Here is a 25,851-nt window from a genome sequence, read left to right on the forward strand (position 1 = left end):
GCCCCTGCCGTCAGAGCAGGAACATCATCGTCGCGACGAAGAAGATGGCGAAGCTCTCCACAAACAGGCGCGTATCGCTGCCTCGCGCCCATGGCGACGGCAGGGCACGGTCCACGCGCAAGGTCTCGCGCAACTCGCCCTGCCAATCTCCGGCCCCATTCAGCCGCGCGATGGTGAGCTGGCGTGCGGCATGCAGACGCAACCGCTCGCGAATATTGATCTGGTCGTCCGAGTCCATGCCCGCGAGGCTAGGACTGCGTTAACGAGTCGATAAGGTTAAAAAAGAGTTAACGGCAGCCGCGTCCCGCGACGGGACGATTACCGGCGCGTTCCTTAACCGCCGGGCATCCGGCGGATCCGCACCGCCTTGCGATCGGCCAGTCCTTTCTGGAACGGTTTGCAGGCCTGAGGCCGCATCCGCGGGCCAAGGCAGAGGCTTACTTCGCTGAGCGAGCCGTCGCGGTCGGCGGTCACCGCCACCATGGATTCCGTCACGCCCCGATTGCGTGCGGCAAACGCGCGGCGAACATCTCTCGCGGTCCGGGCGTCGGCCGCCAGCGCTTCCATGTCAGGAAAACGCACCGCCCGAAACAGCATGGCAGCCGCCTGAAAATACGCGGCGGGGTGCGGGCTCATGCACGTCCCATGCTTCGCCCATTCATGCTGCAAAAGCTGCGCCGACGGCGTCATGCACAGATGCTTCTTCAACACTGGCTGCGGCACGATCTTCGCCGGTCGGCACCATTGTGGATAGCCCGGCGTATCCGCCTCGGGCCACAGGCCATGCAGCACCCATCCAAAACGGCCATTCTCGCCCGAACACTGAAAGCGGTCGCGCGCATCGCGCGGATTGCGAACCCTTGCGCAATGCTGCGGCGACCAGCTCATACTCAGCTTGTATCCGGTGATCGCCGGCGTGCGCACCGGCTCGTCGCGCGGCCGCTGTTCCAGACGCGGGATCGCGATACGATCGGGGATCGTGCAGGCAAGCGACTGAGCCTGCGCCGCGGCCGGTGCCAGCACCAGCGCCGCGGCAACCGCGCTACGCCAGCGCAAAGTCGAGCCCGATATCCGCCGCCGGCGCCGACTGGGTCAAACGCCCCACCGATACATAGGTCACACCCGTCGCCCCGATATCGCGAATCGTGTCGAGCCGCACGCCCCCCGACGCTTCGGTCGGTACCTTGCCGCCAACAAGCGCCACGCTCGCACGCAGCTCGTCGAGGCTCATGTTGTCCAGCAGCAGGTGCGTCGCGCCCGCCGCAAGCGCGGGTTCGACCTGCGCCACGCGATCGACTTCGACGATGATCCGCTCGATCCCCGCGTCCACCGCGCGCCGTACCGCTTCTTCGACCGATCCCGCGACCGCGACATGATTGTCCTTGATCATCGCCGCGTCCCACAATCCCATGCGGTGATTGCTCGCGCCGCCCATCCGCGTCGCATATTTTTCGAGCACGCGCAGACCCGGAATCGTCTTGCGCGTGTCGAGGAGGATCGCCCCTGTCCCGTCAAGCGCATCGACATATTGCCGAGTCATCGTCGCGATGCCTGACAAATGCTGGACCGTGTTCAGCGCCGACCGCTCGGCGGTCAGCATCGCGCGGGCATGGCCCGACAGTCGCATCAGGTCGCTGCCGGCCGGCACCCGCGCGCCCTCTTCTACGAGGATTTCGATGTCCATCGCGGGGTCGAGCGCGCGAAAGAAAAGCGCGGCGAGCGGCAGGCCCGCCACGGTAATGGCATCGCGGCTGTCCATCACCCCCGCAAACAGGGCGTCGGCAGGGATCGTCGCCATCGACGTAATGTCGCCTCCCGACGACAAATCCTCGCCAAGGGTGCTGCGGACGAAGGCGCCGGCATCGAAACCGGGAAGGGAGAATTCGCTCATGCCAACGGCGATAGAGCGGCTTCGGCGCAAATCAACTTGACGTTTACGTCAACTAGCGCTGACATAGCTGCAAATAAGGAAATGGAGAGAAACGCCCATGCAATCCCCCATCTGCGCGATGCTCGGTATCGAATTCCCGCTGCTCGCCTTCTCCCACTGCCGTGACGTCGTCGTAGCCGTGTCGAAGGCCGGCGGCATGGGCGTCTTCGGCGCCGCGTCGCTACCGCCCGAACGGCTGGAGGAAGAATTGGCATGGATCGACGATCATATCGGCGGCCGCCCCTATGGTGTCGACCTGATCGTCCCGAACAGCTTCGCCGGCAAGGGCGAGGATCGCCGCGAGCTGCCGCCGATCCCCGATGCGCACAAGGCCTTCGTTGCCGGGCTGCTGAGCAAGCATGGCGTCGATGACTCGAACCTCGCCCTGCCCGCCACCGGCGGCAGCCTGGGCGACAATATGCGCGAGGATGGCGCGGCAAAACTGCTCGAGGTCGCGTTTCGCCATCCGATCGGGCTGATCGCCAATGCGCTGGGGGTTCCACCGCAGCTCATGCTCGACCTCGGCAAGCAGCACAACGTCCCCGTCGCCGCGCTGGTCGGCACGCGCGACCATGCGCTCACCCAGGTGCGCGCCGGCGTCGACATCCTTGTCGTGGCCGGCGGCGAGGCCGGCGGGCATTGCGGAGAGGTCGCGACGATGGTGCTCGTGCCCGAAGTCGCGGCGGCGGTCGAGGCCGTAGGGGCCAGCACACCCATCCTCGCGGCCGGCGGGATCGTCACCGGACGGCAGATGGCGGCGGCGATGGCGATGGGCGCGCACGGCGCATGGACCGGGTCGGTCTGGCTCACCACGGCCGAGGCCGAAACCAATCCGGTCGTAAAGGAAAAGATGCTGGCCGCCTCGTCGCGCGACACGGTCCGGTCGAAAAGCCGGACCGGCAAGCCGTCGCGCCAGCTCCGCTCGCCATGGACCGATGCATGGGAGGCAGAGGACGCGCCCACGCCGTTGCCGATGCCCCTGCAATCGCTGGTCAGCGAACCGGCGCTGCGCAAAGTCGACAAGCTGTCCGAAGGGGGCCACGAAGGCGCAAAGGCGCTGGCGACCTATTGGGTCGGCCAGGGAGTCGGTCTGATGAACGAGGCCATGGGCGCCGGCCAGGTCGTTCAGCAATTCAAGGAAGACTGGATCGCCGCCTGCGAACGCCTGAACGGCTTCGTGAGGGAATGATCATGCCGATCCTCCCGGTCGCGCAGCGATCGGGAGGTGGCAGGCCGCGAGGCTGACGGAGGGGGCAATCGCGCAGCGCTCGCTGCGCTTGTCGCCCCTACACCAAGCTTCGCATGGCCCCCTCCCCATGTCTTTGGCATGAGGAGGATTACCAAAGGAACTTACGCCACCGTCGCCTTGACGATCTTGCCGGGCTCGCGCGGCGGCTCGCCCTTCGGCAGCGCGTCGACATTGTCCATGCCTTCGATCACCTCGCCCCACACCGTGTACTGGCGGTCGAGGAAACGCGCATCGTCGAAACAGATGAAGAACTGGCTGTTCGCGCTGTTCGGGTTCTGCGCACGCGCCATCGAACACACGCCGCGGACATGCGGCTCGGCGCTGAACTCCTGCGGCAGGTCGGGCAGCTTGCTGCCGCCCATGCCGGTGCCTGTCGGATCGCCGCCCTGCGCCATGAAACCGGGGATTACGCGGTGGAAGACGACATCGTCGTAAAAGCCTTCCTTGGCGAGCGTCGTGATGCGTTCGACATGCTGCGGCGCAAGATCGGGGCGCAGGCGGATGACGACATCGCCAGTCGACAGCGAAAGGGTGAGCGTCTGATCGGACATGGTTGGCTCCTTGATTGAAATCTGGCGTGGGAATTTGGCGGTGCCATAGCGGGGACCAAGGCCAAAGCCACGTACTAAATGCGCAAACGAATGCCATGGCGTTGCCTTCGCCCCCCTGCGGGACTAGGGGGAGGCACGGACGCCGCATTACTCAGGGAGGACCGCGATGGACAAACGCGAAGAACCCCTGCTCCCGGACGACACGATCCTCACCGAAAACCGCGAACCCGACCGCGACCAGCCGCAGCGCGACGTCGAAACCGAACTCGACGAGGACGACCGGTTGCGCCCCGAATTCGTCCGCGACGTGATCGAACTGGCCGAAGCGGGCGAAGGCGAGGCCGCGCGCGAGCGTGTCGGCCGCCTCCATCCGGCAGACATTGCCGACCTGTTCGAACTGGCGAGCTCCGACGAGCGGCCTATGCTTGCCGCGGTGCTTGGCGACATGCTGTCCGCAGATGTCGTCGCCGAAATGAACGATTATGTGCGCGAGGAACTGATCGATCTCCTCGCGCCCGAACAGGTCGCCGAACTCGCATCCGAACTCGATACCGACGACGCCGTCGCGATCATCGAGGATATGGAGGAGGATGAACAGCAGGCGGTTCTCGACGCGATGGAGCCCGGAGATCGCGCCGCGATCGTGGATGCTCTTTCCTTTCCTGAAGAATCGGCCGGCCGCCTCATGCAGCGCGAATATGTCGCGGTGCCTGAACATGTCATGGTCGGCGACGTGATCGACCGGCTACGCGAAGACGTCGATCTCGCCACCGATTTCTGGGAAATCTTCGTCGTCGATCCCATGCACCGCCCGGTCGGCACCTGCCAGCTGAGCTGGATTCTGCGGACCCCTCGCGACGTTTCGATCGCCGATCTGATGAAGCGCGAACAGACGCTGATTCCGGTCGATATGGATCAGGAAGAAGTCGCGCTGCGCTTTCAGAAATATGCGCTGATATCGGCGGCGGTCGTCGACAAGGCCGGCCGTCTGGTCGGGATGATCACGGTCGATGACGTCGTCCATATCATTCAGGAAGAGGCCGGAGAGGATATTCTGCGCCTGTCCGGTGCCGGCGATGGCGACATCAACGAACCGATCGCGCTGACGATCCGCACGCGCCTCAGCTGGCTGGTCGTCAACCTCGGCACCGCAATGCTGGCGGCGTCGGTCGTCGGAATATTTCAGGGAGCGATCGCGAAACTGGCCCTTCTCGCCGTCCTGATGCCGATCGTATCGGGTATGGGCGGCAACGCCGGGACCCAGACGCTGGCCGTGACGGTTCGCGCGATCGCGACCAATCAGCTAACGGCCTCGAACACGCTGCGCATGATCCTGCGCGAATTCCGCATCGCGGCGGTGAACGGCCTGTCGCTCGGCATACTCATCGGGTCGGGAACCGCCCTGCTGTTCGATAATGTCCTGCTCGGCGGCGTCATCGCGGCAGCGATGCTGATCAACAATCTGGTGGCGGGGCTGGCGGGGATATTGGTGCCCGTCACGCTCGATCGGTTCGACATCGATCCCGCCGTATCGTCGGCGGTCTTTGTCACGACGCTGACCGATATCATGGGCTTTTTCTCGTTCCTGGGCCTGGCCGTACTCAGCGGCCTGACGGCGATGGGTTGAATAACCACCTGATTCAAAAGCGATTCGAAGCGATCGCAAAATTTTTTTACACCGTCCGCTTTTTTCGGGAACTTATCCCCTGCATCGGTCGTTTCCTATTCGAGCAGCGATCATCGCCCCCCCGCAGCGCTGCTCAGCAACATTGGCCCGGCCGCATTCCCTCCCCCCCCCCCTCGAAGCGTGCCGGGCCATTTTGCAACCTTGTCCCTGAGAGGTGATAAAATGACGAATGTCCGTGTTATTCTCTTCACCCTGCTCGCCAGTTTTCTGGTCGCTGGCTGCAATACGGTGAAGGGCGCAGGCCGCGATATCGAATCGGTCGGCCAGGCCGGTAGCGAAGTCATCCACTGATCGAGGTCAGGGTTCGCTTATCCCTGTATTTCGCTTACCCTACGCCTCTTCGAGAGGCTCGACAGGCGCCTCTTCGGCGCCTGTCTTGCGATTACGGCTCGTAAACCAGATCGCAAAGATCGAAATCTCGTATAAAAACACGAGCGGGATCGCGAGCAAAAGCTGGCTCAGGATATCGGGCGGCGTGAATACGGCGGCGACCGCAAACGCCGCGACGATCATATAGCGCCGCGCCGAAATGAGCTGCTGCCGCGTCACCAGTCCCGATCGTTCGATGAGCATCAGCAGGATCGGCAACAGGAATGCGATGCCGAACGCCATGATGAACTGCATGACAAAACTCAGATAGTTGCCGACCGACGGCAGCGCTTCCTGCGTCACGCCGCCGACCTCGCCCTGATATCCGAGCAGGAATTTCAGCGCGATCGGAATCGTGATGAAATAGGCGAAGCTGGCGCCCACCGCAAACAACACCGGGGTCGCAAACAGGAAAGGCAGCAGAGCGCGCTTTTCCTTGCGATACAGACCCGGCGCGACGAATTTCCAAAGCTGGTTCGCGATCACCGGAAAAGCGATCATCATCGCCGCGAAAAGCGCGACCTTGATCTCGACGAAAAACGCCTCGAATAATTGGGTGTAGATTAGTTTGCCCTGCCCCGCCACGACAAGAGGATGGACAAGAACCCCAAAAATCTCCCGAGCAAAATACAGACAAACCCCGAACGCCAACCCAACCGCCATCAACGATTTCAAAAGCCGCGAGCGGAGCTCGACCAGATGATCGAGCAACGGCATCTTGCCACCGGCGCCGTCCTCGATCGTGTCGGAACCTTCCGTGGTCACGGCAGCGGGCCATCGCGCGGCGGCACGTCATGCGTTTCAGGTCGCGTCGCCGCGGCGGCGTGATCGGGATTTTCCGGCAATGTATCGTCGGTCAACGGCGCTGCAACAATCGGGGGCGTACCCGCACCTGCATCGTCGATGCGCGGAAACTCGCGCATGATTGCATCGTTCTGGGCGCGCCATTGCTTCTCGAGCTCTTCGAGCTCAGCCTCGCGCATCATCGTGTCGAGCCCTGCACGGAAATGGCGCGCCATACCGCGCGCCTTGCCGACCCATTTGCCGACAAAACGCATCGCCTTTGGCAAATCCTTGGGTCCGATGACGACCAAGGCTACCACGATGACGAGCAGCAACTCGGTCGGCGCGACGTCGAACATGATTCAGCCTGATCTCCGTAGACCGCTATCGGTCAGCGGATTTCGGTTTCAGCTGTCGGCGTTGGAGTGGCGTCAGGTGCCCGCTGCCCCTCGATATGCTTGGGCGCGGGCGGCGCATCGTCTTCGGCCATACCCTTCTTGAAGCTCTTGATGCCCTTGGCGACATCGCCCATCGCGTCAGAAAACCGACCCTTGCCGAACAACAGCAGGACGACGAGACCCAGCAGAAGCCAGTGCCAGATGCTAGAAAGACCCATCTCAAAATCTCCTTGAAGCGCCCATCTAGGACTCTTCGCCATCTTTTACTAGGTCCAGTTCGCCCATCGCCACCTCGAAAGCGAGATCGACGGGGTCCAGCAGACCGGCGGCACGTAAATCGTCGATCCCCGGCAGGTCTTTCCGACTGGCGAGGCCGAAATGCTGCAAGAACATATCGGTTGTCTTATAGATCAGCGGTCGGCCCGGCACCTCGCGTCGCCCGGCGGGCGCGATCCATTCGGCTTCCATCAGGACATCCAGCGTACCCTTGGAAGTCTGGACCCCACGGATCGCCTCGATCTCGGCGCGGCTCACCGGCTCGTGATAAGCGACGATCGCTAGCACCTCCGCCGCCGCACGCGACAGCTTGCGCGGATCGTCGCGCTCGCGACGCAGCAGGTGGGCCAAGTCGGCGGGCGTTTGAAAATGCCAATGTCCGCCGCGTTCGACCAATTCGATGCCGCTTTCATCATGACGCTCGGCAATGCGCAGGATGATCGCTCGCACCTCACCCGGTGTCATCTCGTCGCCGAGGCGCCCTGCGACCTGACGCGCATCCAGCGGCTCATCGCTGGCGAACAGCATCGCCTCAATAGCACGTTCCAGATCGTCAATCATGCCCCGGCAGCCTTCAAATAGAGCGGCTCGAACGCCGCTTCCTGCTTCAAGTCGACGCGGCCTTGCCGCGCCAGTTCAAGCGCAGCGACAAAACTTGATGCAATGGCGGAACGCCGGAGCGGCCCCTTATAATCGACGGGCAGAAAATCGGAAAGCTCCGCCCAATCGAGCTTGATGCCAATCAGTCGTTCCAGATGTTGCAGCGCGGCATCGAGCGTGATCACTGGACGCCGCGATACCATATGAACCACCGGTTCGGTGCGCAGCTTGACTTGACCATAGGCCGCCAGCAGATCGTACAGGCTCGCGTCCCAGCGACGAAGCTTCACGTCGCGCAAGCCTTCTGGCTTCGCCCGCAAGAACACGTCGCGACCTATGCGATCCCGCGCCAGCATCCGCGCCGCGGCTTCGCGCATCGCTGCGAGGCGCTGCAGCCGGAGCTGGAGCCGGAGTGCCAGTTCGTCGGGCGACGGATCTTCGGCAGGATCCTTAGGTAGCAGCAGGGCCGATTTGAGATAGGCGAGCCACGCCGCCATCACCAGATAGTCGGCGGCGACCTCCAGTTTTGCCCGCATCTCGTCGATATAGGCCAGATATTGTTCGACCAGCGCCAGAATCGAAATCTGCCGGAGGTCGACCTTCTGGCTGCGAGCAAGCGTCAGCAACAGGTCGAGCGGACCTTCCCAGCTATCGAGGCTGAGTTGCAGCGCGTCTTCCCGTTCTGCCGCTGCCGGAGCGATTTCGAAGTCGAGCTGCAGCTCCTGCATCGCCGTCTCAGGCCATCGCCAGTAGCGCATCGCGCTGGTCGACAAGAACGTTGAACGCCCGCGGATCTTTTGTCCCAGCGACACGATCCATCGCGCCTTCCAAGCGCGCGCGCGAAACGGTACTGATAGGATCGAGGGCGTTGGCGATGCCGATCATGTCCCCCATCTTTGCCCAGCAATTGAGTGCGATGTCGCAGCCTGCGGCGATCGCATCCGCGGCGCGCGACGGAACGTCGCCCGACAACGCCTTCATGTCGAGGTCGTCGGTCATCAACAGACCGTAGAACCCGACACGTTGCCGGATGATGCCATCGATGATGGTCGGGGACAGCGTTGCCGGGCGCTCGGCATCCCAAGCTTCGAAGATCACATGGCAGGTCATCGCCATCGCGGCATCGCGCAGCGCTGCGAAGGGTGCCAGATCGGTCAACAGTTCCTGATCGGACGCTGCAACCCTCGACAGTTTCTCGTGCGAATCGAACAAGGCGCGGCCGTGGCCTGGGATATGCTTCACGACCCCGACGATTCCTCCATCCTGCAGACCGTTCAGGATCGCACGCCCAAGCGCCGCGACACGCATTGGTTCGCTGCCCAGCGCCCGATCGCCTATAATATCGCTCGCGCCGGGCCAGCGCACGTCGAGCAGTGGCAGGCAATCGACCGTGATCCCGACATCGGACAGCATCGACGCAAGCGCCATCGCGTTGAGCCGCGCGGCCTCGATCGCGCTCGCGGGCGCGCGCTCATACAAGGCGTCAAATGCCGCGCCGCTCGGGAAATCGGGCCATTCAGGTGCCTTCATCCGCGCCACGCGCCCGCCTTCCTGATCGATCAGGATCGGCAGGTCGTTCCGGCCGTCAAGGTTGCGCAATTCGTCAGTCAATTTCCGCAACTGGTCGCGGTTCTCGATATTGCGGCCGAACAAAATATAACCCGCGGGATCGCTATCGCGGAAAAACGCGCGCTCGTCGTCGGTCAGGCTCAGGCCCGAAAGGCCGAAAATTGCGGGTATCATCTTGCGTCAACCTCCATAGGTCGGCGCCCCCCTGAATCGCAACATGGCATGACGAAACAGGTGAACCAATATCCGGTGCGGCCAACCGGGCCAAATCAGCGGACGACGACGCAATTTTCACCCGCAACGCGTAATTTGGCGCACAGCGATGCCGCATTGGCCGCCGATCCCGCCCCCGCGCGTAGGCGATAGATCGTCTTTTCGCCCGCCGTCGTTGGCGCCACCGACTTGCCGAGTTCGGCAAGATAGGGAAAGCGCTTCGACAGATTGGTCCAGGCCTTCGCCGCCGCCGCCTCGCTGCTGAAGGCGCCGAGCTGGATCGTAGCCGATCCACCCTCCGAAACCTTGTCCTTCGTCGCCGCTTCGGCGGTCTTGATCGACATCGCCGCCGGTTTGGGCTTGTCCTTGTCACTCGCCGCGATCCGCGCCGCCTCCGCCTTCGCCGCTACATCCCTTTCGGATCGGGTTTTCTCGGCCATGGCTTTCGCTGCGGCTTCGCGCTCGGCGGGAGTCACGGCCGGCTCTTCCGGCATGCGGCTTGCGTCAACCTTCCCCGACGGCTCGGCGCCCTCCGTCGCGGCAAAGCTTGCGTCGCCTTCGCCTTCGAACGTCTTGGCGCCATCGGTCGTGGGGGCAACCTTGTAGTTGCCCTTTTCGGCTACGATCAGCTCGCCCTGGCCGCGTGCGCCGCCGTTCTGCATCCACCAGAGACCGCCAAGCACCGCGCCGATCAGCAACAGCCCGCCAAGCACCATGATCAACAGGCGCGCCGGCGAAACATCACCGTCGCCCTCGTAGTCGTCGGCCGCCTCCAGCCAGGGAAGGCGATCTTCGCCTTCAAGGCCAAGCCCGGCGTCACCCGCATCCGATTTCCGGTCGTCGGCCATCAGTTCATCTCCTCAAGCGCCTCGACCCCCATCAGGTGCAGCCCGTTTCGGATAACCTGCCCGATTCCATCGGCCAAATAAAGGCGCGTCGCAGTCAGTTCGGGATCATTTGCCAAAATGACACGAGCGTCGGGACGATCGTTGCCGGCATTCCACCAGGCGTGGAACGCCGCAGCGACGTCGCCGAGGAAAAAGGCTATGCGATGCGGCTCACGCGCCGAGGCGGCCGCCTCGACGATCCGGGGGAACTGCGCGAGCAATTTGATCAACCCAAGCTCATAGGAATCGAGCCGCGTGAGCTTCGGCAAAGAGGGCGTGACACCCGCTTCGGCAAGCTTGCGCTTCAGCGACGCAATCCGCGCGTGCGCATACTGGACATAAAATACCGGGTTATCGCGTGAGGCTTCGACCACCTTCGCGAAATCGAAATCCATCTGCGCATCGGCCTTGCGGGTCAGCATGGTGAAGCGAACGGCATCCTTGCCGACTTCATCGACGATATCGGCGAGCGTAACGAAATTCCCCGCCCGCTTCGACATCTTGAAGGGCTCGCCATTCTTGAGCAGACGCACCATCTGGACAAGCTTGACGTCGAAGCGCGTCTTGCCGCCCGTCAGCGCCGCGACTGCCGCCCTGATCCGTTTCACTGTACCGGCATGATCGGCGCCCCAGATGTCGATCAGCTCGTCGGCACCCTGCGCCTTCTGATAATGATAGGCGAGGTCGGCCCCGAAATAGGTCCAGCTTCCATCCGACTTCTTGATCGGGCGATCCTGATCGTCCCCGAACTGCGTCGAACGAAAGAGCGGCAGCTCGACCGGCTCCCAATCCTCGGGCGTCTCGCCTTTTGGCGCCTCAAGCACACCGTCATACACAAGACCATGTTCCCTAAGCCATCTTTCGGCGTCCGCAGGTTTCCCTTCGGCCTGCAACTCGGCCTCGGACGAAAACAGATCATGGTGGATGCCAAGCTTGGCAAGATCGGCGCGTATCATGTCCATCATCGCGCTAACCGCTTCGGCGCGGAACAGCCCAAGCCATGCTGCTTCGGGAGCGCCGACATAGGTATCGCCATATTCGGCGGCGAGCTTTTCGGCGACTGGTTTCAGATAATCGCCCGGATAGAGACCATCCGGGATCGCTCCGATATCCTCGCCCAACGCCTCACGGTACCGCATATGGACGGAACGCGCGAGTACATCGACCTGGGCGCCGGCGTCGTTGACATAATATTCGCGAACGACCTGGTGCCCGGCAAATTCGAGCAACGTAGCGAGTGCGTCGCCGACCACCGCGCCGCGGCAATGGCCGACATGCATCGGCCCGGTGGGGTTGGCGGAGACATATTCTACGTTTACCCGGCGACCTTTACCCATATTCGAGCGGCCGTAATTGTCGCCGTCGTGGTGGATGAGCGCCAGTTCGTCACGCCAGCTTCCTTCCGCGACGCGCAGGTTTATAAAGCCCGGGCCAGCCACATACGCCTCGACGACCTCGTCCAGCGCACCCAGTTGGGCCGCGAGCAGATCGGCGAGAGCGCGCGGATTGGTGCCCGCTGGCTTCGCAAGCACCATCGCGGCGTTCGTCGCGACATCGCCATGCGACGGGTCGCGCGGCGGCTCGACGCTGATCGCGCCGCGATCGAGCGCGGCCGGCAGCGCGCCCTGCGCGACAAGCGCATCGAGCGCGGTATCGATGTGATCGGAAAAACGGCTGAACAGGGTCACGGCGGATCCTAAGCTTGAGTCAAATATCGTTGGCACGCGCCTTAGCCCGGCTTGGACAACGCGAAAAGCCCTGCGCCGCCGGAGAGGCACCGCAAGGATGAACGAAGCGAACGGCCCGAGACGCCGCCGCGCGTTCTATCGTCGGACGTTATACTCGAGCTGTTCCTGCGACAGCTGAAAACCGACGAGCAGTTCGAAGCTGGCGCGCTGCACCGCGGTGCGTACTTCCGGCACGCTCAGTGGATCGATTGCCGCGTCTTCCTCGCCGGCCTTGCGCTTGCGCGTGATGCGCTCCTGAATATCGGCGGGTAGCGTCGCCGCGGCCCGATCGACATAAGCCGCGGCCTGGCCGTGCCCGGTGCCGCGCACCTGCCCTTCGGCAAAGCTGACCGTCACCTGGCCGATCCGCTTGGCAACAACGGCGGTTCCGCCCTGCACCACGGTCGAGAAATAGGGCAAGGTCACCGTACGCGCCGGCCCCGGGTCACGACGAGTTGCCATGACATCGAAACTGGCGAGCTGATAGACTTTCTCCGCCGCGTCGTTGCACGACGGCACAACATTGGTAATCGTCGCGACGATGTCGATCGCCGCCGCGTCGCGGCTGTTTGCCGGGTCGAACAGCGTGATGTCGCCGGTATGCATCGGCACCGCAACCGCGGGGCAGACATTGCGCGTCGCCGTGATGCCGACGCCCGACGAGATGTCGATGTCATTGTCCTTCGCACAGCCGGCGACTGTCGCCAGAGTTGCGGCTCCGCCCAGCACGGCGATCCATTTGCGGGACGAAAGCGAAAAAGACATCATAGGGTCAGAACTTTCCAAAAACCTGGCGCGGATATGTCGAAACGAAGGTTCCAAAACTCCATGCGCGCCGCTTCTTATCGGTGCGATGAACGGCGCGCAACGGTGCGAAGTCGCTTTACCCGATATGGACTGCTGCGCTAGAGCGCGCGCATCATGAATGTTCCCCATCCGATGACGCCCTCCGACGGCGGCGAAACGGCAGAACAAGGCTCCGAACTAAGGGTTTTGGTGGCGGCCCCGCGCGGCTTCTGCGCCGGCGTCGATCGCGCCATCCGCATCGTAGAGCTGGCGCTCGATCGCTTTGGCGCTCCGGTCTACGTCCGCCATGAAATCGTCCACAACCGCTATGTGGTGGACTCGCTGAAGGCGAAAGGCGCGATTTTCGTCGAATCGCTCGATCAGGTTCCGGACGGCGCGCCGGTGGTTTTCAGTGCGCACGGCGTTCCCAAGGCGGTCCCCGCAAAAGCCGAAGCGCGCGGGCTCGACTATATCGACGCGACCTGTCCGCTTGTGTCGAAGGTGCACCGACAGGCGGAACGCGCCAGTGAAAGCGGGCGGCACATCATTTTCGTCGGCCATGCCGGCCATCCCGAGGTGATCGGCACGCTGGGCCAACTTCCCCCCGGGGCCATGACGCTCGTCGAATCGGTCGACGACGTCGCGGCCCTGTCGCCGCCCGACCCCGAAATGCTTTCCTTCCTGACCCAGACGACTCTGTCGGTCGACGATACGCGCGATATCATTTCAGCGCTGCAGCACCGGTTCCCGGCCATCACAGGACCGCGCGGCGAGGATATCTGCTATGCCACGTCGAACCGGCAGGATGCCGTGAAAGCCATCGCCGGCCAGTGCGACCGCGTTATCGTGATCGGAGCGCCCAACAGCTCGAACAGCCTTCGCCTTGTCGAAGTCGCCGAGAGGCTCGGCACGCCCGCTCATCTTGTTCAGCGGGGAAGCGACATCGAGCCGGCCTGGCTCGTCGGCATTGACACACTTGGCATCACTGCTGGCGCCAGTGCGCCCGAAACACTGGTGCGCGAAGTCATCGATGCCGTTGCCGCACACCGTGCGATCATCGAGGACGTCGTGATAACCGCCGAAGAAAACATGGTCTTCAAACTGCCGCGCGGGCTCGAAGCCGCCTGATGGCCGTCTATACGCACGTCGATCCCGACGACCTTGCCGCGCTCGTCGCTCGCTATGACATCGGCACCGTCCTGTCCTGCAAAGGCATTGCAGAGGGCGTCGAGAACAGCAATTTCCTGCTCGAAACGACGGGCGGACGCTTCATCCTGACACTCTATGAAAAGCGCGTTCAGCAAGGCGACCTGCCGTTCTTCGTCGATCTGCTCGACCATCTCGCTGCACGTGGCTGCCCCGTTCCTGCCATGATCCGCGATCGCGACGGCATCGCGATTCAGAAGATTTCCGAACGCTCCGCCTGCCTCATCCAATTCCTGCCCGGCATTTCGCTGACGCATCCGACCGAAGGTCAGTGCCACGCCGCCGGGGCGGCGCTCGGCGCAATGCATCGCGCCGTTGCGGATTTTTCCAGCGCGCGGGAAAACAGCATGGGACGCGCCCATTGGCGGGGAGTGGCTGAGGCGACAGGCAATCTCGACGCGGTTCTTCCAGGACTGCAGGCGATAGTCGACGACGAGCTTGCCTTTCTCGACGCAAACTGGCCAACGGACATTCCCGCCCATGTGATCCATGCCGACCTGTTCCCGGACAATGTCCTGATGCTGGGTGACACGGTCACTGGCCTCATCGACTTCTATTTCGCTGCCAGCGACTTCCGCGCCTACGACGTCGCGGTCACGCACGCTTCCTGGACCTTTTCGGACGACGGCAACCGCTGCTCAAACGCGGCGGCCAGGGCGCTGATGCAGGGATATCTTCGCGAAGTCGCACTCTCGCCGGACGAAATTGCCGTCTTGCCGCTGCTCGCCCGCGGCGCGGCGTTGCGCTTTTTGCTCACTCGCGCGCACGACTGGGTCCATACACCCGCCGATGCGCTGGTCACGCGCAAGGACCCGTCACCCTTTCTCAACCGCCTGCGCCGGTATCAGGCGGCAGACGCCGCAGCACTGTTCCTGACCGCATGAGCGACGGCAAGACGGTCATCGTCGCCACCGACGGCGCCTGCAAGGGCAATCCCGGCCCCGGCGGATGGGGCGCAGTGCTCCGTTGGGGTGATGTTGTGAAGACGCTTTCGGGGGGAGAGCCCGATACGACGAACAACCGCATGGAGTTGATGGCCGCGATCGAAGCGCTGGCAACGCTCAAGCGATCATGCAACGTCGAACTATCGACCGACAGCGTTTATGTGCGCGACGGTATCACCAAATGGGTATTCGGCTGGCAAAAGAACGGTTGGAAAACCGCTGCGAAAAAGCCGGTGGCCAATGCAGACCTGTGGCAGCGGCTGGTCACCGAAGCCAAGCGGCACAAGATCGAGTGGCTATGGGTCAAGGGGCATGCCGGTCATGGTGACAACGAGCTTGCCGACAAGCTCGCGAGCGATGCCGCGCTGGAAGTGGCGCGGGCGCGGTAAACGCCCGCGCCCTCTAAAATCTACTCGGCTTCACGAACCTCCGCGCCCGGCCCATTCTTCTTGATCGACTCGATCGCATTCTTGGCAGAGGCCTTGCTGCTATAGCCTTCGGTCCAGAAGATGGATTCGCTATTATATTTGAAATAGGCGACAAATTCGCCGGCCTTGTTCTTCTTGATCTCGAAATAATGGGCCATGCCATCCTCCACAGGTCGGGTTGCGCCGGGGGTGACGCAACCAAGTCCATGGTAATACAGCCATTTCGCGGTGCAAGTCGCTATATGCGGCGTCAACCGAAACGCGATGGCGCGAACACCCCGGCGTCTATAGTCCCGATCGGCCCCGTCGGCGCGGGCGCGCCGAGATCCGCTGCGAGCAGCGCGCCGATCGCCGGCGAGGTTTGGATTCCGAAACCGCCCTGCCCCGCACACCAATAGAACCCCGCCACGTGCGGGTCGGCACCGAACACGGGGATACGGTCGGGAGCAAAGCTGCGCAATCCGGCCCATTTGCGTTCAACCGCCGCGATCGGCCAGTCGACGACTTTCTGCATCCGGTCGATCGCGATCGCGACGTCCAGTTCCTCGGGCGCCGCATCGCACGGTTCGGACGGCGTTTCGTCATGCGGACTCAGCCAGACGCGGCCTTCGCTTTCGCCCTTGAAATAAAAGCTGCCCCCGACGTGGATCACCAGCGGCAGCGAGGCCGGCACCGGAAAGCCGAGGCGAAGTTGCACGACCGTGCGGCGATAGGGTTGAATTCCGAGCGGCGCCGCGCCGCAGAGCGTCGCCACCGCATCGGCCCAGGCACCGGCGGCATTGACGATAACGCCGGCGTGGATCGTCTCCGTACCTATCCGCACCTCCCAGCCCTGCCCGGTCCGGCGCGCGGCGGTCAGACTTGCGCGGGTCGCAATCTGCGCGCCGCCGCGCCGCGCCGCGCGCAGATAGGCGGCATGCAACGCACCCACGTCTATGTCGCTGCATGCGCCCTCATAGGCAGCTTCGCTCCATTCAGGACGAATACCGGGAACGATCCGCTCGACATCGCTTCCCGAAACGCGCTGGATATCCAGGCCTCTGGCGGCAAATTCCGCAGTAAAGGCATCGACGGTGCCCGCCTCGTTGCGCCGCCCGAGGTTCAACGCCGCCCGCGGCGACAGGAAACTGCGTTCCGAAAAGTCGGCCGAGGGGGCAAGCAGGAGGCTGAAGGATGCGGTCGACAAAGGTTGCACAAGCGGCCCGCCATAGGTTTCATGCCAGAAAGCAGCCGAGCGCCCTGTCGCGTGATATCCCGGCGTATCCTCGGCTTCGATCATCAGGACCGCGCGGTGCGGTGCCAATGACGCCGCCAGGCTGGCTCCGGCAATGCCGGCTCCGACAATCAGCACATCTATCGAGGAAGGCAGCGCGTCGTCCATAGCGCGCCGCATATCGGCTGGCCCGCGGAATGCAAGCCGCGTGGCGCCCTATCATGGTTACTTTTTGGTAAGTCATGCTCACTAGGAAAAGAGCGATGGAAAACGCTCCAATCACGCTGGGCCTGATGGTGCTGCTCGCCAGCCTGATGACCCTTGCGGCAATCAGCGACCTGCGGTCGCGATCGATCTCGAACGGCCTGAACGCTGCGATCGCGCTGTCCGCGATCCCCTTCTGGGTCGCCAGCGGAATGCACCTGTGGCCCGACGCCGCGATCCAGTTCGGCGCGGCTTTCGCAGTCTTCCTGGTGTTTGCCGGACTGTTCGCCATCGGAGCCATGGGCGGCGGCGACGTCAAGATGATTGGCGCCGTCATGCTGTGGATTCCGCTAAATCTGTTTCTCGAGACCCTGACGGTGATGGCTATCGGCGGCGGCATTTTGTCCGCCATCATGCTCATCCAGTCGAAAATTCGCCCTTCGGACAAGGTGATAGAGGTTCCCTATGGGGTCGCCATCGCCGTTGCAGGCCTTTGGGCGCTTCACCAACAATATCTTAACCACTTTCAGTCTATCGCTTGAAGCTGAGGGCAAGCACCGCCGCATCCGGCTGGTGTGAGGAGGCGAAAAATCGTCATGGATACGCGAAAGATTATGCTGATCGTCGGCGCGCTGGTGATTGCCATCGGCGCGGCGTTCGGGGTCAACCAGATGATGCGCGGCGCATCGGCACCGCAGGCTCGCGCCGCGGCCGCACCGGACATCAACGGGCCCATGATCCTGGTAGCGACCCGGCAACTGCCGGCCGGCACGATCATCGGGCCGGACAGCTTCCGGTTCCAGCCCTGGCCAAAGGAGCTGGTCGAGAAAGCCTATTTCATGAAGGAAAAGACCGACGTCCAGACGCTGGTCGGAACCGTCGTGCGCTATCCGATCACCGCGGGTCAGCCGCTGACGCAGGGCGCGCTCGTCCATCCCGACGATCGCGGCTTCCTCGCTGCGGCGCTGGGCCCGGGCATGCGCGCCGTGACGGTCAAGGTCTCGCAGGAACAAGGCGTCGCCGGCTTCGTCTTCCCTGGCGACCGCGTCGACGTGGTGCTGGCCCAGACGATTGAGATCGACACCGAAAAGAGCAGCTATCCCGACAAGCAGTTGTTCACCGCCGAAACCATCGTGCGTAACGTCCGCGTCCTCGCGACCGACCAGCGCTACGATGCCGAGGACGAAACTGGCAAGACGCCGGTGCGCACCTTTGGTTCGGTAACGCTCGAAGCCACGCCCGAAATCGCCGAACGTATCGCTGTGGCGCAGAATATGGGCAAACTTTCGCTGTCGCTTCGTCCGCTTGCCGAAAGCAGCGGCGAACTCGAAGCGGCCATCGCATCGGGTGACGTGAATGTCCCGACGAAGGGCGGCACTGCTGCCGAACGCCGGATGCTGGCCGAAGCCGCCGCACGTCCGACGACGGCGAAAACTGCCACGACGGGCGGCGACATCTCGCGCTTCTGGATCCCGGTCAGCGGTCGTGTCTCGGCCGCCCGTCCGCCCCAGCAGCAGGGCGGCGGCGCTCCGGTCGCCATGGGTGCTCCCGCAGCACCGCGGGGTCCGGTGGTCCGCGTGACGCGCGGCGACAAGGTGACCGAAATTCCGGTTGGGGGTAAGTAAGATGAACAGCAAAGCCAATTTCATGGCCACCAATCTCGCCCGCACTCTGGCCATCGGCCTGATCGCAGCGACCCTGGTTTCCGCCCCGGCCCAACAGGCCTCGGCCCAAGCCACGCAGAACGCCAGCAGCAGCATCGACCTGTCGGTGGGCCGCGGTCGCCTGATCAGCCTCTCGGCACCGATGACCGACGTGTTCGTCGCGAACGACGAAGTCGCCGACGTCCAGGTTCGCTCGGGCCGGCAGCTCTACGTCTTCGGCAAAAAACCAGGCGAGACCAGCATTTACGCGACCGATGCCAGCGGCCGGGTGGTCTATTCGACCGTCGCCCGCGTCGGCAACAATATCGAGACGATCGACCAGATGCTGTCGCTGGCCATGCCGGACGCCAAGATCTCGTCGAACACGATGAACGGCTTTGTTCTGCTGACCGGCACCGTCCAGTCGCCCGACGACGCGGCCGAAGCCGAACGCCTGGTTCAGGCTTTCGTCGGCGAGCAGACCAAGGTGCTCTCGCGCCTCCGCACCGCGACGCCGCTGCAGGTCAACCTGCAGGTCCGCATTGCCGAAGTGAACCGTTCGCTCGTCAAGGAAATCAGCGGCAACCTGCTGACCCGCGACCGGGATGGCCCGCTGGGCAACGGCTTCCTGGGTGGCGTATTTGGCGGCCGTACCGCTGGCCAGATCCTGTACCCGGGCGAAGGCACTCCGCCGGTTCCGGCAGGCAGCACCAGCTATGGCTTCACCACGCCCAGCGGCACCCGTAGCCTTGCCGGCGCAGGTCGCCTGTTCGGGCTCGACCTGATCGCTTCGCTCGATATGGGCGAGCGGTCCGGCATGGTGGTCACATTGGCGCAGCCGAACCTGACCGCGATTTCTGGCGAAACCGCTGACTTCCTCGCCGGCGGCGAGTTCCCGATCCCGATTCCCGGCAACTTCGCCGGCACGACGATCGAATATCGCAAATATGGCGTGAGCCTGGCCTATACGCCAACGGTTCTGTCGAACGGTCGCATCAGCCTGCGCGTCCGCCCCGAAGTGTCGGAACTGTCGACCGAAGGCGCGATCGAGATGGACGGCTTCCAGATCCCCGCGCTGACGATCCGCCGCGCCGAAACGACAGTCGAACTCGGCTCGGGCGAAAGCTTCATGATCGCCGGCCTGATGAACAACCGTTCGATCGGCGCCATCGACAAGATGCCGGGCATCGGCGACGTTCCGCTCCTCGGCATGCTGTTCAAGTCGGACAGCTTCCGCCGCGGCGAAACCGAACTCGTCATCGTCGTCACCCCGTATCTGGTAACCCCGGTTTCGGCGAACGACATCAAGCTGCCGACCGACGCCTATCAGGACTCGAACGATCTGAAGCGCCTGCTGCTCAATCAGACGACAGACGGCGTGAGCGGTGGCGAGCGGCCCAAGCCGCAGCTCGACACGACGGTCGGCGACGCCGATCGCCCGCGTGGCGGCAGCAGCGATGCGGCGCCCGGGTTCAGCCTGAAAAAGTGACGCGCTGGTAATCAGGAGCATAGTGATGAAAACAATCGCAACTTTGACCGCCCTGGCACTGGCAACGTCGCTGGCGGGGTGCACGAGCACCGCGCACAGCAACCGCGGCCTGGATTCGGTCCATCAACCGCTGGTACGCAACACCGTTTATCAGTTCGATGTCGCGGCCGGCAGCGGCGATCTCGCTCCCAGCGAACAGGGTCGCCTCCAGGGCTGGCTCGACGCGATGGGCGTGCGCTATGGTGATCGTATCGCCGTCGAAGATCCCTCGGTCTATGGCGCCAACGAGGCCCAGTCGACGATCCGCGCGATGATCGAACGCCGTGGCCTGATGCTGACCAACGAAGTGCCCGTGACCACGGGAACGATCGCGCCCGGCTATCTGCGCGTCGTCGTGACCCGTGCTTCGGCTCATGTGCCGAACTGCCCGGACTGGTCGAGCAAATCGTCGATCAACGTCAACAATTCGACCTCGTCGAACTATGGCTGCGCAACCAACAGCAATCTTGCCGCGATGGTCGCCGACGCCAATGACCTGATCAAGGGCGCAACCACGAAAGAAAGCGACCCGAGCGCCGCAACGCGCGCGATCAAGGTCTATCGCGAGAAACCCCCGACGGGTGCCGGCGAACTCAAGAGCCAGGCAACAAGCAACAGCGGAGGCGGCCAGTGAACGCACCTTTCAAAGCCGCAGGGCTTCGTGATCCCTTCAATGCGTTCGTCTGCGACGACGACACGCTGGAGCTGATCCGCGCCGCGACAGCCGACATGGGCTGGCCGGTCGAGAAATGTAACAAGGGCGGCCTGCGCAACGCAGTGCAGTCGCTTTCGGTATCCGCAAGCCCGAACATCCTGTTCGTCGACATGTCCGAATCGGGCGACCCGATCAACGACATCAACGCGCTCGCCGAAGTCTGCGAACCCGGTACGGTCGTGATCGCGGCGGGTCAGGTCAACGACGTCCGTCTGTACCGCGACCTTCTGTCGAGCGGAATTCAGGACTATCTTCTGAAACCTCTCTCGATCGATCAGGTCCGCGAATCGCTGACCATGGCGCAAGCGCTGCTCTCGTCGCCGAAGCATGCCGACGCGCATGACGACAAGCCACATCACATGATGGCGGTGGTGGGCGTGCGCGGTGGTGTCGGTGCATCGATGATATCCACGTCGCTCGCCTGGGCGATCAGCGAACAGGCCGAACGTCAGACCGCGCTGCTCGATCTCGACGTGCATTTCGGAACCGGCGCGCTGACGCTCGACCTCGAGCCTGGCCGCGGCCTGATCGACGCCATCGACAACCCCAGCCGTATCGACGGTCTGTTCATCGAACGCGCGATGGTGCGCGCTTCGGACAAGCTCAGCCTGCTGTCGGCCGAGGCACCTATCCATCAGCCGGTGATGACCGACGGCTCGGCCTTCTTCCAGTTGGAGGAAGAGCTGCGCAATGCGTTCGAGATGACGATCGTCGATATCCCCCGCCAGGTTCTGATCCCCTTCCCGCACTTGGTGTCGGAAGTTGGTACGATCCTGCTGGTCAGCGACGTGACGCTCGCCTCGGCGCGCGACACGATTCGCATGCTGTCGTGGTTCAAGCAGAATGTTCCTGGCGCGCGCGTGATCCTGGTTGCCAACAAATTCCAGACGGCTGTCGGCGAATTGTCACGCAAGGAATTTGAATCGTCGATCGAACGTCCGATCGACATCGTCGTTCCGTTTGATCCCAAGTTGATCAGCCAGGCGGCGAAGCTCGGCAAATCCTATGCAGAAATCTGCAAGGGCACGAAGTCGGCGCAGGTCTGGACAAGCCTGATGCGGTTGGTGATCGACGGTGCGGATGAAAGCGCCGAGGAAAGCCAGGCACCGTCGGGCAAGGGCAAATCGGGCGGCTCGCTGCTCGGCAAGCTCGGCGGCCTCGGCTCGCTGGTGTCCAAAAAGGGCGCAAAGTAAGGCACGCGGCGGTCGGCATCGCCGGCCGCTGTCGCGCCGTGGATTGAAGCGGACAAAGGGCGATCATGAACCTGTCGTTGATCCTTATCATCGCCGCTGCCGTCGTGGCCTTCGGCATGCTTGTGCTCGCCTTCGCGGGCCCGTCGGTCGGCAAGGCGAAGAGCCGCCGACTGGCGACGGTACGTGATCGCCACGCCAATTCGACCGAAGCCGTCGTCGCCGCGCAGATGCGCCGGACGATCGCGGCCAGCGGCAGTTCCGACAGCATATCCAGCCTGATTCCGCGTCGCGACCTGATGGAGCGCCGTCTGCGCCGGACCGGCAAGAACTGGGATCTCAGCAAATATATCTTCGTCTGCATGGGACTGTTCGTCCTGGTAACAGGCGGGCTGCTCGTGCTGCGAACACCGTTTCCGTTGGCTGTCATGGTCGGCTTGCTTGGCGGAATCTGGCTTCCCTTCGCTTATGTTGGGCGCCTGATCAAAAAGCGCGTCAACGCCTTCACCACCCGCTTTCCAGACGCGATCGACCTGCTCGTCCGCGGCCTGAAATCGGGTCTGCCGGTCACCGAAACCTTCCAGGTCGTGAGCCACGAACTTCCCGGCCCGGTGGGCGAGGAATTCCGGGGAGTCGTCGAACGCATCCGTATCGGCAACACGATGGAAGCAGCCCTGCAGGAATCGGCCGACATGCTCGGCACACCCGAGTTCCAGTTCTTCTGCATCACGATCCAGATCCAGCGCGAAACGGGCGGCAACCTTGCCGAAACGCTCGCCAACCTGTCGGACGTGTTGCGCAAGCGCGCCCAGATGAAGCTGAAGATCAAGGCGATGTCATCGGAAGCAAAGGCTTCGGCCTATATCGTTGGCGCCCTTCCCTTCTTCGTGTTCGGCATCGTGTGGATGATGAACCCCCAGTATCTGGCCGGATTCTTCTATGAACAACGGCTGATCGTGACCGGGCTCGGCGGCCTTTGCTGGATGAGCATTGGTGTCTTCATCATGAAAAAAATGATCAGTTTCGAGATCTGAGGGACGCGCGCAGATGAACAGCAATTTCCTCCTCACCGCGACCTTCACCGGGGCCCACAGCGGCCCGACGTTGCTCGGCGTCGATGTCGTCTGGGTCGCTACGATGGTGGCTGCGGTCGGTGTCGGCGCAGTTCTCGTCGCCATCTATGGCGCGCTGACCGTCCGCAACCCGATGACCAAGCGTGTAAAAGCGCTCAACGACCGCCGCGAACAGCTCAAGGCGGGTATCACGGCCTCGACCACCAAGCGTCGCGCCAAGCTGGTTCGCAAGAATCAGCATGCCGACAAGATGCGGACCTTTCTCGGCAAACTGCAGGTTCTGCAGGAAAGCCAGATCAAAGAGGTCCAGCAAAAACTGGCGCAAGCGGGGATTCGATCGAAAGACCTCGCCGTCGCCGTTATCTTTGGTCGGCTCGTCCTGCCGATCCTGTTCGGCGGCCTTGCGGCCTTTCTGATCTATTGGGTCGACATGTGGCCCGACATGACGAGCATGAAGCGCTCGGGCGCCACGATGGCAGCGCTGATCCTGGGGTACAAAGCGCCAGACCTGTTCGTCGACAACAAGCGACAAAAACGTACCGACAAGATCCGCAAAGGCCTTCCCGACGCGCTCGACCTGCTTGTCATCTGCGCCGAGGCGGGTCTGACCGTCGACACCGCCTTCTCGCGCGTATCGAAGGAATTGGGACGCGCCTATCCCGAACTGGGAGAAGAGTTCGCGCTGACGTCGATCGAACTGGGCTTCCTGACCGAGCGTCGACAAGCGTTCGAGAATCTTGCCTATCGCGTCAACCTCGATTCGGTGAAGGGTGTAGTCACGACCATGATCCAGACCGAGAAATACGGCACACCGCTCGCCAGCGCGCTGCGCGTGCTGTCGGCCGAGTTCCGCAACGAACGCATGATGCGTGCCGAGGAAAAGGCCGCACGGCTACCCGCGATCATGACGGTGCCGCTGATTCTGTTCATTCTGCCCTGCTTGTTCATCGTCATTCTCGGCCCGGCGGCCTGTTCGCTGAGCGATGCGATGTCGGGCGGCAGCTTCGGCGGCGGCAACGGCTGACGCAATAGCCGGAACGACAGGAAAGGGCGGGTGCGAACCCGCCCTTTTCGTATCAGCCGACTTGCTGTTCGATCGCCCCGAAAATTCCGTGGTGGCGGTCGTCGTCCATCCAGATGCGGACGACGTCTCCCTTTTGCAGGAAGGGCGTCTTCGGCTCGCCCTGCAGGATGGTCTCGACCGTGCGTACTTCGGCGAGACAGCAATAGCCCAGCCCGCCTTCGCCGATCGGCCTGCCCGGACCACCGCCCGCATCGCGATTCGACACCGTGCCCGATCCGATGATCGTCCCGGCACCGAGATTGCGGGTCTTCGCGGCATGCGCGATGAGCTGACCGAAATCGAACGTCATGTCGACGCCCGCATCGGCGCGGCCGAGCGGCTGGCCGTTGAGATCGACGCACAGCGTTCCGTTTAGCTTGCCATCCTTCCAGCGATCGCCAAGCGATTCGGGCGTCACGAATACCGGCGACATCGCGCTCGACGGCTTCGACTGGAAAAAGCCGAATCCTTTCGCGAGTTCTGCCGGGATCAGGCCGCGAAGCGACACGTCGTTGGTCAAGCCGACCAGCAGGATATGGTCGCGTGCGGCCACCGCATCGATACCCGCCGGCACATCGCCAGTCACGACCACCACCTCCGCCTCCATATCGCAGCCCCAGGCCGGATCGCCGAGCGGGATCGGGTCGCGCGGTGCGAGGAAGGCGTCGCTGCCGCCCTGATACATCAGAGGGTCATGCCAGAAACTGTCAGGCATTTCGGCCCCCCGTGCCTGCCGGACAAGCGCGACATGGTTCACATAGGCGCTGCCGTCGGCCCATTGATAAGCCCGCGGCAGGGGCGAAGCTGCGTCGCGCTCATGGAACCGTTCCTTAGGAATGGCATCATGGTTGAGATCCTCCGCCAGCGCGGCGAGCCGCGGTGCAGCATAGGCCCAATTGTCGAGCGCCGCCTGCATGGTGGGGACGATCTGCCCTGCATCGGCGTACCAGGCGAGGTCGTCCGAAACGACGACCAGCCGCCCATCACGGCCGGCTTTGAGCGAGGCTAGTTTCACTTGCGATCCTTTGTCTGCGATGGCCTCCATGGGTCATCGCAGACGTACGGTGCGATGATCAGCGGGGCATCTGGATAGATGCGAAACAGGTAAAGCCGCTCTGCCCTGCCTGCAAGCGCCGGATATACTGAAGATAGGCCTGCGACTGGTTATAGGTCGTGCCGGGCAGCGTCTGACCGCGAACGGCGCGCTTCACTTCCTCGCCGGTAAAGGCTCGCGCCGATCCGGGAAACGCCCCCTTGGTGCCGGGAGGAACCAGTTTGCCGTTAGCATCGATATATTTCCCCGCACTGGAAGGACCGGGCACCGGAATCTGGCAATTCATCACCGAAACCGCCGTCTGCGCAAAGGCGGGACGGATCGTCAGCGCTGCCGATACGCCGACAGCGCCCAGTGCCAGCATCTTCCTCCGCGAAGGCACCGCCTCCTCGCTCTGCCCCTGATTTTCGGCCGGGATATCGTTGCTTTCCATCACGCAGCGCATAAACCAAGGAAAGCTTGAGGAAAAGCAAAAGACCGCTTCCGGCCTTTGCCTTCCCGCATTGGGACATTTGCCCGGCGCGGGTTAACGGCCGCGAACCGTCTTGCGATATACCCGGCTTCA

The 25,851-nt window shown here is 63.1% G+C and carries 30 protein-coding genes; 13 read left to right on the plus strand and 17 right to left on the minus strand.

Annotated features, from left to right (window positions below):
* Window positions 1-10 precede the first annotated feature (10 nt).
* The 3 genes from JNM03_RS14475 to nadC form a co-directional block, all read right to left on the minus strand.
* Window positions 11-238: a hypothetical protein gene (locus JNM03_RS14475; protein WP_294037629.1), complete on the minus strand. Its 228-nt coding sequence runs from the start codon at window positions 236-238 to the stop codon at window positions 11-13.
* A 95-nt stretch (window positions 239-333) separates the two neighbouring features.
* On the minus strand, window positions 334-1,056 hold the full coding sequence (locus JNM03_RS14480; protein ID WP_294037631.1) for a ribonuclease T(2): 723 nt from the start codon (window positions 1,054-1,056) through the stop codon (window positions 334-336).
* Entirely contained in the window at window positions 1,043-1,891 is an 849-nt protein-coding gene (nadC, locus tag JNM03_RS14485; protein WP_294037633.1) for a carboxylating nicotinate-nucleotide diphosphorylase, read from the minus strand. Before nadC ends, JNM03_RS14480 begins: the two co-directional genes overlap by 14 nt.
* A 97-nt stretch (window positions 1,892-1,988) precedes the next feature.
* Here nadC and JNM03_RS14490 point away from each other — a divergent pair, with 97 nt between their 5' ends.
* Window positions 1,989-3,119, plus strand: a complete 1,131-nt coding sequence (locus JNM03_RS14490; protein ID WP_294037643.1) for a nitronate monooxygenase — start codon at window positions 1,989-1,991, stop codon at window positions 3,117-3,119.
* Between the two features lie 161 nt (window positions 3,120-3,280).
* Here JNM03_RS14490 and JNM03_RS14495 read toward each other — a convergent pair whose 3' ends face one another.
* Window positions 3,281-3,730, minus strand: coding sequence for a peptidylprolyl isomerase (locus JNM03_RS14495; protein WP_294037645.1), 450 nt, complete (start codon window positions 3,728-3,730; stop codon window positions 3,281-3,283).
* Between the two features lie 166 nt (window positions 3,731-3,896).
* On the opposite strand from JNM03_RS14495, the gene mgtE reads away from it, so the two are divergent.
* Both mgtE and JNM03_RS14505 read left to right on the plus strand, forming a co-directional pair.
* Window positions 3,897-5,357: a magnesium transporter gene (gene mgtE / locus JNM03_RS14500; RefSeq protein ID WP_294037647.1), complete on the plus strand. Its 1,461-nt coding sequence runs from the start codon at window positions 3,897-3,899 to the stop codon at window positions 5,355-5,357.
* Window positions 5,358-5,579: 222 nt separating this feature from the next.
* On the plus strand, window positions 5,580-5,708 hold the full coding sequence (locus JNM03_RS14505; RefSeq protein ID WP_294037649.1) for an entericidin A/B family lipoprotein: 129 nt from the start codon (window positions 5,580-5,582) through the stop codon (window positions 5,706-5,708).
* A 39-nt stretch (window positions 5,709-5,747) separates the two neighbouring features.
* On the opposite strand, the gene tatC is transcribed toward JNM03_RS14505, so the two are convergent.
* From tatC to JNM03_RS14550, 9 genes are all read right to left on the minus strand, one after another.
* On the minus strand, window positions 5,748-6,503 hold the full coding sequence (gene tatC, locus JNM03_RS14510; RefSeq protein WP_294037975.1) for a twin-arginine translocase subunit TatC: 756 nt from the start codon (window positions 6,501-6,503) through the stop codon (window positions 5,748-5,750).
* A gap of 44 nt (window positions 6,504-6,547) precedes the next feature.
* Window positions 6,548-6,928, minus strand: a complete 381-nt coding sequence (gene tatB / locus JNM03_RS14515; protein WP_294037651.1) for a Sec-independent protein translocase protein TatB — start codon at window positions 6,926-6,928, stop codon at window positions 6,548-6,550.
* Window positions 6,929-6,960: 32 nt separating this feature from the next.
* Window positions 6,961-7,185 carry a twin-arginine translocase TatA/TatE family subunit gene (locus tag JNM03_RS14520; RefSeq protein ID WP_294037653.1) on the minus strand — a complete coding sequence of 75 codons (225 nt, stop codon included), beginning with the start codon at window positions 7,183-7,185 and terminating at the stop codon, window positions 6,961-6,963.
* A 25-nt stretch (window positions 7,186-7,210) separates the two neighbouring features.
* Window positions 7,211-7,804 carry an SMC-Scp complex subunit ScpB gene (scpB, locus tag JNM03_RS14525; protein ID WP_294037654.1) on the minus strand — a complete coding sequence of 198 codons (594 nt, stop codon included), beginning with the start codon at window positions 7,802-7,804 and terminating at the stop codon, window positions 7,211-7,213.
* Window positions 7,801-8,571, minus strand: a complete 771-nt coding sequence (locus tag JNM03_RS14530; protein ID WP_294037655.1) for a ScpA family protein — start codon at window positions 8,569-8,571, stop codon at window positions 7,801-7,803. The genes scpB and JNM03_RS14530 overlap by 4 nt, the downstream gene beginning before the upstream one ends.
* A 7-nt stretch (window positions 8,572-8,578) precedes the next feature.
* Window positions 8,579-9,586: a beta-N-acetylhexosaminidase gene (gene nagZ, locus JNM03_RS14535; protein WP_294037657.1), complete on the minus strand. Its 1,008-nt coding sequence runs from the start codon at window positions 9,584-9,586 to the stop codon at window positions 8,579-8,581.
* A 95-nt stretch (window positions 9,587-9,681) separates the two neighbouring features.
* Complete coding sequence (locus JNM03_RS14540) at window positions 9,682-10,473, minus strand: SPOR domain-containing protein (protein WP_294037659.1); 792 nt, start codon at window positions 10,471-10,473, stop codon at window positions 9,682-9,684.
* Entirely contained in the window at window positions 10,473-12,200 is a 1,728-nt protein-coding gene (gene argS / locus JNM03_RS14545) for an arginine--tRNA ligase (RefSeq protein WP_294037661.1), read from the minus strand. Before argS ends, JNM03_RS14540 begins: the two co-directional genes overlap by 1 nt.
* A gap of 135 nt (window positions 12,201-12,335) precedes the next feature.
* Window positions 12,336-13,007, minus strand: a complete 672-nt coding sequence (locus JNM03_RS14550) for a hypothetical protein (RefSeq protein WP_294037662.1) — start codon at window positions 13,005-13,007, stop codon at window positions 12,336-12,338.
* A gap of 171 nt (window positions 13,008-13,178) precedes the next feature.
* On the opposite strand from JNM03_RS14550, the gene ispH reads away from it, so the two are divergent.
* From ispH to rnhA, 3 genes are read left to right on the plus strand one after another with little or no spacing between them, the layout of a single operon-like run.
* Window positions 13,179-14,153: a 4-hydroxy-3-methylbut-2-enyl diphosphate reductase gene (gene ispH, locus JNM03_RS14555; protein WP_294037977.1), complete on the plus strand. Its 975-nt coding sequence runs from the start codon at window positions 13,179-13,181 to the stop codon at window positions 14,151-14,153.
* Window positions 14,153-15,115 carry a homoserine kinase gene (gene thrB / locus JNM03_RS14560; RefSeq protein ID WP_294037664.1) on the plus strand — a complete coding sequence of 321 codons (963 nt, stop codon included), beginning with the start codon at window positions 14,153-14,155 and terminating at the stop codon, window positions 15,113-15,115. The genes ispH and thrB overlap by 1 nt, the downstream gene beginning before the upstream one ends.
* Window positions 15,112-15,564, plus strand: coding sequence for a ribonuclease HI (rnhA, locus tag JNM03_RS14565; protein WP_294037666.1), 453 nt, complete (start codon window positions 15,112-15,114; stop codon window positions 15,562-15,564). The genes thrB and rnhA overlap by 4 nt, the downstream gene beginning before the upstream one ends.
* A gap of 20 nt (window positions 15,565-15,584) precedes the next feature.
* Here the strand turns inward: rnhA and JNM03_RS14570 are convergent, their stop codons facing one another.
* Together JNM03_RS14570 and JNM03_RS14575 are read right to left on the minus strand one after the other, a co-directional pair.
* Window positions 15,585-15,761 (minus strand): DUF1508 domain-containing protein, encoded by a 177-nt coding sequence (locus JNM03_RS14570; RefSeq protein ID WP_294037668.1) that lies wholly within the window; start codon window positions 15,759-15,761, stop codon window positions 15,585-15,587.
* Between the two features lie 92 nt (window positions 15,762-15,853).
* Window positions 15,854-16,984 carry an FAD-binding oxidoreductase gene (locus JNM03_RS14575; protein WP_294037670.1) on the minus strand — a complete coding sequence of 377 codons (1,131 nt, stop codon included), beginning with the start codon at window positions 16,982-16,984 and terminating at the stop codon, window positions 15,854-15,856.
* A 95-nt stretch (window positions 16,985-17,079) separates the two neighbouring features.
* Here JNM03_RS14575 and JNM03_RS14580 point away from each other — a divergent pair, with 95 nt between their 5' ends.
* The 7 genes from JNM03_RS14580 to JNM03_RS14610 all read left to right on the plus strand — a co-directional run bounded on the left by JNM03_RS14580 (window position 17,080) and on the right by JNM03_RS14610 (window position 24,193).
* Complete coding sequence (locus JNM03_RS14580; RefSeq protein ID WP_294037671.1) at window positions 17,080-17,562, plus strand: prepilin peptidase; 483 nt, start codon at window positions 17,080-17,082, stop codon at window positions 17,560-17,562.
* Window positions 17,563-17,616: 54 nt separating this feature from the next.
* Complete coding sequence (cpaB, locus tag JNM03_RS14585) at window positions 17,617-18,645, plus strand: Flp pilus assembly protein CpaB (RefSeq protein WP_294037672.1); 1,029 nt, start codon at window positions 17,617-17,619, stop codon at window positions 18,643-18,645.
* Window position 18,646: 1 nt separating this feature from the next.
* On the plus strand, window positions 18,647-20,152 hold the full coding sequence (locus JNM03_RS14590; protein ID WP_294037673.1) for a type II and III secretion system protein family protein: 1,506 nt from the start codon (window positions 18,647-18,649) through the stop codon (window positions 20,150-20,152).
* Window positions 20,153-20,177: 25 nt separating this feature from the next.
* Window positions 20,178-20,825: a CpaD family pilus assembly protein gene (locus JNM03_RS14595; protein ID WP_294037674.1), complete on the plus strand. Its 648-nt coding sequence runs from the start codon at window positions 20,178-20,180 to the stop codon at window positions 20,823-20,825.
* Complete coding sequence (locus JNM03_RS14600; protein ID WP_294037676.1) at window positions 20,822-22,099, plus strand: pilus assembly protein CpaE; 1,278 nt, start codon at window positions 20,822-20,824, stop codon at window positions 22,097-22,099. Before JNM03_RS14595 ends, JNM03_RS14600 begins: the two co-directional genes overlap by 4 nt.
* A 65-nt stretch (window positions 22,100-22,164) precedes the next feature.
* Window positions 22,165-23,130: a type II secretion system F family protein gene (locus JNM03_RS14605; protein WP_294037678.1), complete on the plus strand. Its 966-nt coding sequence runs from the start codon at window positions 22,165-22,167 to the stop codon at window positions 23,128-23,130.
* Window positions 23,131-23,143: 13 nt separating this feature from the next.
* Complete coding sequence (locus JNM03_RS14610) at window positions 23,144-24,193, plus strand: type II secretion system F family protein (RefSeq protein ID WP_294037680.1); 1,050 nt, start codon at window positions 23,144-23,146, stop codon at window positions 24,191-24,193.
* 52 nt (window positions 24,194-24,245) lie between these two features.
* On the opposite strand, the gene JNM03_RS14615 is transcribed toward JNM03_RS14610, so the two are convergent.
* Entirely contained in the window at window positions 24,246-25,247 is a 1,002-nt protein-coding gene (locus JNM03_RS14615; protein WP_294037682.1) for a fumarylacetoacetate hydrolase family protein, read from the minus strand.
* A gap of 58 nt (window positions 25,248-25,305) precedes the next feature.
* The gene (locus tag JNM03_RS14620; protein ID WP_294037684.1) at window positions 25,306-25,719 is read right to left on the minus strand and encodes a hypothetical protein; all 414 of its coding nucleotides are present in this window, start codon (window positions 25,717-25,719) and stop codon (window positions 25,306-25,308) included.
* Window positions 25,720-25,851: the final 132 nt, after the last annotated feature.

Origin of the sequence: Sphingopyxis sp., assembly GCF_016793825.1 — a bacterium.
Lineage (GTDB): Bacteria > Pseudomonadota > Alphaproteobacteria > Sphingomonadales > Sphingomonadaceae > Sphingopyxis.

Coding starts and splice junctions, on each gene's coding strand:
- JNM03_RS14475 (WP_294037629.1), bottom strand. CDS start 238: ATGGACTCGGACGACCAGATCAATATTCGCGAGCGGTTGCGTCTGCAT.
- nadC (WP_294037633.1), bottom strand. CDS start 1,891: ATGAGCGAATTCTCCCTTCCCGGTTTCGATGCCGGCGCCTTCGTCCGC.
- JNM03_RS14490 (WP_294037643.1), top strand. CDS start 1,989: ATGCAATCCCCCATCTGCGCGATGCTCGGTATCGAATTCCCGCTGCTC.
- JNM03_RS14495 (WP_294037645.1), bottom strand. CDS start 3,730: ATGTCCGATCAGACGCTCACCCTTTCGCTGTCGACTGGCGATGTCGTC.
- mgtE (WP_294037647.1), top strand. CDS start 3,897: ATGGACAAACGCGAAGAACCCCTGCTCCCGGACGACACGATCCTCACC.
- JNM03_RS14505 (WP_294037649.1), top strand. CDS start 5,580: ATGACGAATGTCCGTGTTATTCTCTTCACCCTGCTCGCCAGTTTTCTG.
- tatC (WP_294037975.1), bottom strand. CDS start 6,503: ATGCCGTTGCTCGATCATCTGGTCGAGCTCCGCTCGCGGCTTTTGAAA.
- tatB (WP_294037651.1), bottom strand. CDS start 6,928: ATGTTCGACGTCGCGCCGACCGAGTTGCTGCTCGTCATCGTGGTAGCC.
- JNM03_RS14520 (WP_294037653.1), bottom strand. CDS start 7,185: ATGGGTCTTTCTAGCATCTGGCACTGGCTTCTGCTGGGTCTCGTCGTC.
- scpB (WP_294037654.1), bottom strand. CDS start 7,804: ATGATTGACGATCTGGAACGTGCTATTGAGGCGATGCTGTTCGCCAGC.
- JNM03_RS14530 (WP_294037655.1), bottom strand. CDS start 8,571: ATGCAGGAGCTGCAGCTCGACTTCGAAATCGCTCCGGCAGCGGCAGAA.
- nagZ (WP_294037657.1), bottom strand. CDS start 9,586: ATGATACCCGCAATTTTCGGCCTTTCGGGCCTGAGCCTGACCGACGAC.
- JNM03_RS14540 (WP_294037659.1), bottom strand. CDS start 10,473: ATGGCCGACGACCGGAAATCGGATGCGGGTGACGCCGGGCTTGGCCTT.
- JNM03_RS14550 (WP_294037662.1), bottom strand. CDS start 13,007: ATGATGTCTTTTTCGCTTTCGTCCCGCAAATGGATCGCCGTGCTGGGC.
- ispH (WP_294037977.1), top strand. CDS start 13,179: ATGACGCCCTCCGACGGCGGCGAAACGGCAGAACAAGGCTCCGAACTA.
- thrB (WP_294037664.1), top strand. CDS start 14,153: ATGGCCGTCTATACGCACGTCGATCCCGACGACCTTGCCGCGCTCGTC.
- rnhA (WP_294037666.1), top strand. CDS start 15,112: ATGAGCGACGGCAAGACGGTCATCGTCGCCACCGACGGCGCCTGCAAG.
- JNM03_RS14570 (WP_294037668.1), bottom strand. CDS start 15,761: ATGGCCCATTATTTCGAGATCAAGAAGAACAAGGCCGGCGAATTTGTC.
- JNM03_RS14575 (WP_294037670.1), bottom strand. CDS start 16,984: ATGGACGACGCGCTGCCTTCCTCGATAGATGTGCTGATTGTCGGAGCC.
- JNM03_RS14580 (WP_294037671.1), top strand. CDS start 17,080: ATGGAAAACGCTCCAATCACGCTGGGCCTGATGGTGCTGCTCGCCAGC.
- cpaB (WP_294037672.1), top strand. CDS start 17,617: ATGGATACGCGAAAGATTATGCTGATCGTCGGCGCGCTGGTGATTGCC.
- JNM03_RS14590 (WP_294037673.1), top strand. CDS start 18,647: ATGAACAGCAAAGCCAATTTCATGGCCACCAATCTCGCCCGCACTCTG.
- JNM03_RS14595 (WP_294037674.1), top strand. CDS start 20,178: ATGAAAACAATCGCAACTTTGACCGCCCTGGCACTGGCAACGTCGCTG.
- JNM03_RS14605 (WP_294037678.1), top strand. CDS start 22,165: ATGAACCTGTCGTTGATCCTTATCATCGCCGCTGCCGTCGTGGCCTTC.
- JNM03_RS14610 (WP_294037680.1), top strand. CDS start 23,144: ATGAACAGCAATTTCCTCCTCACCGCGACCTTCACCGGGGCCCACAGC.
- JNM03_RS14620 (WP_294037684.1), bottom strand. CDS start 25,719: ATGGAAAGCAACGATATCCCGGCCGAAAATCAGGGGCAGAGCGAGGAG.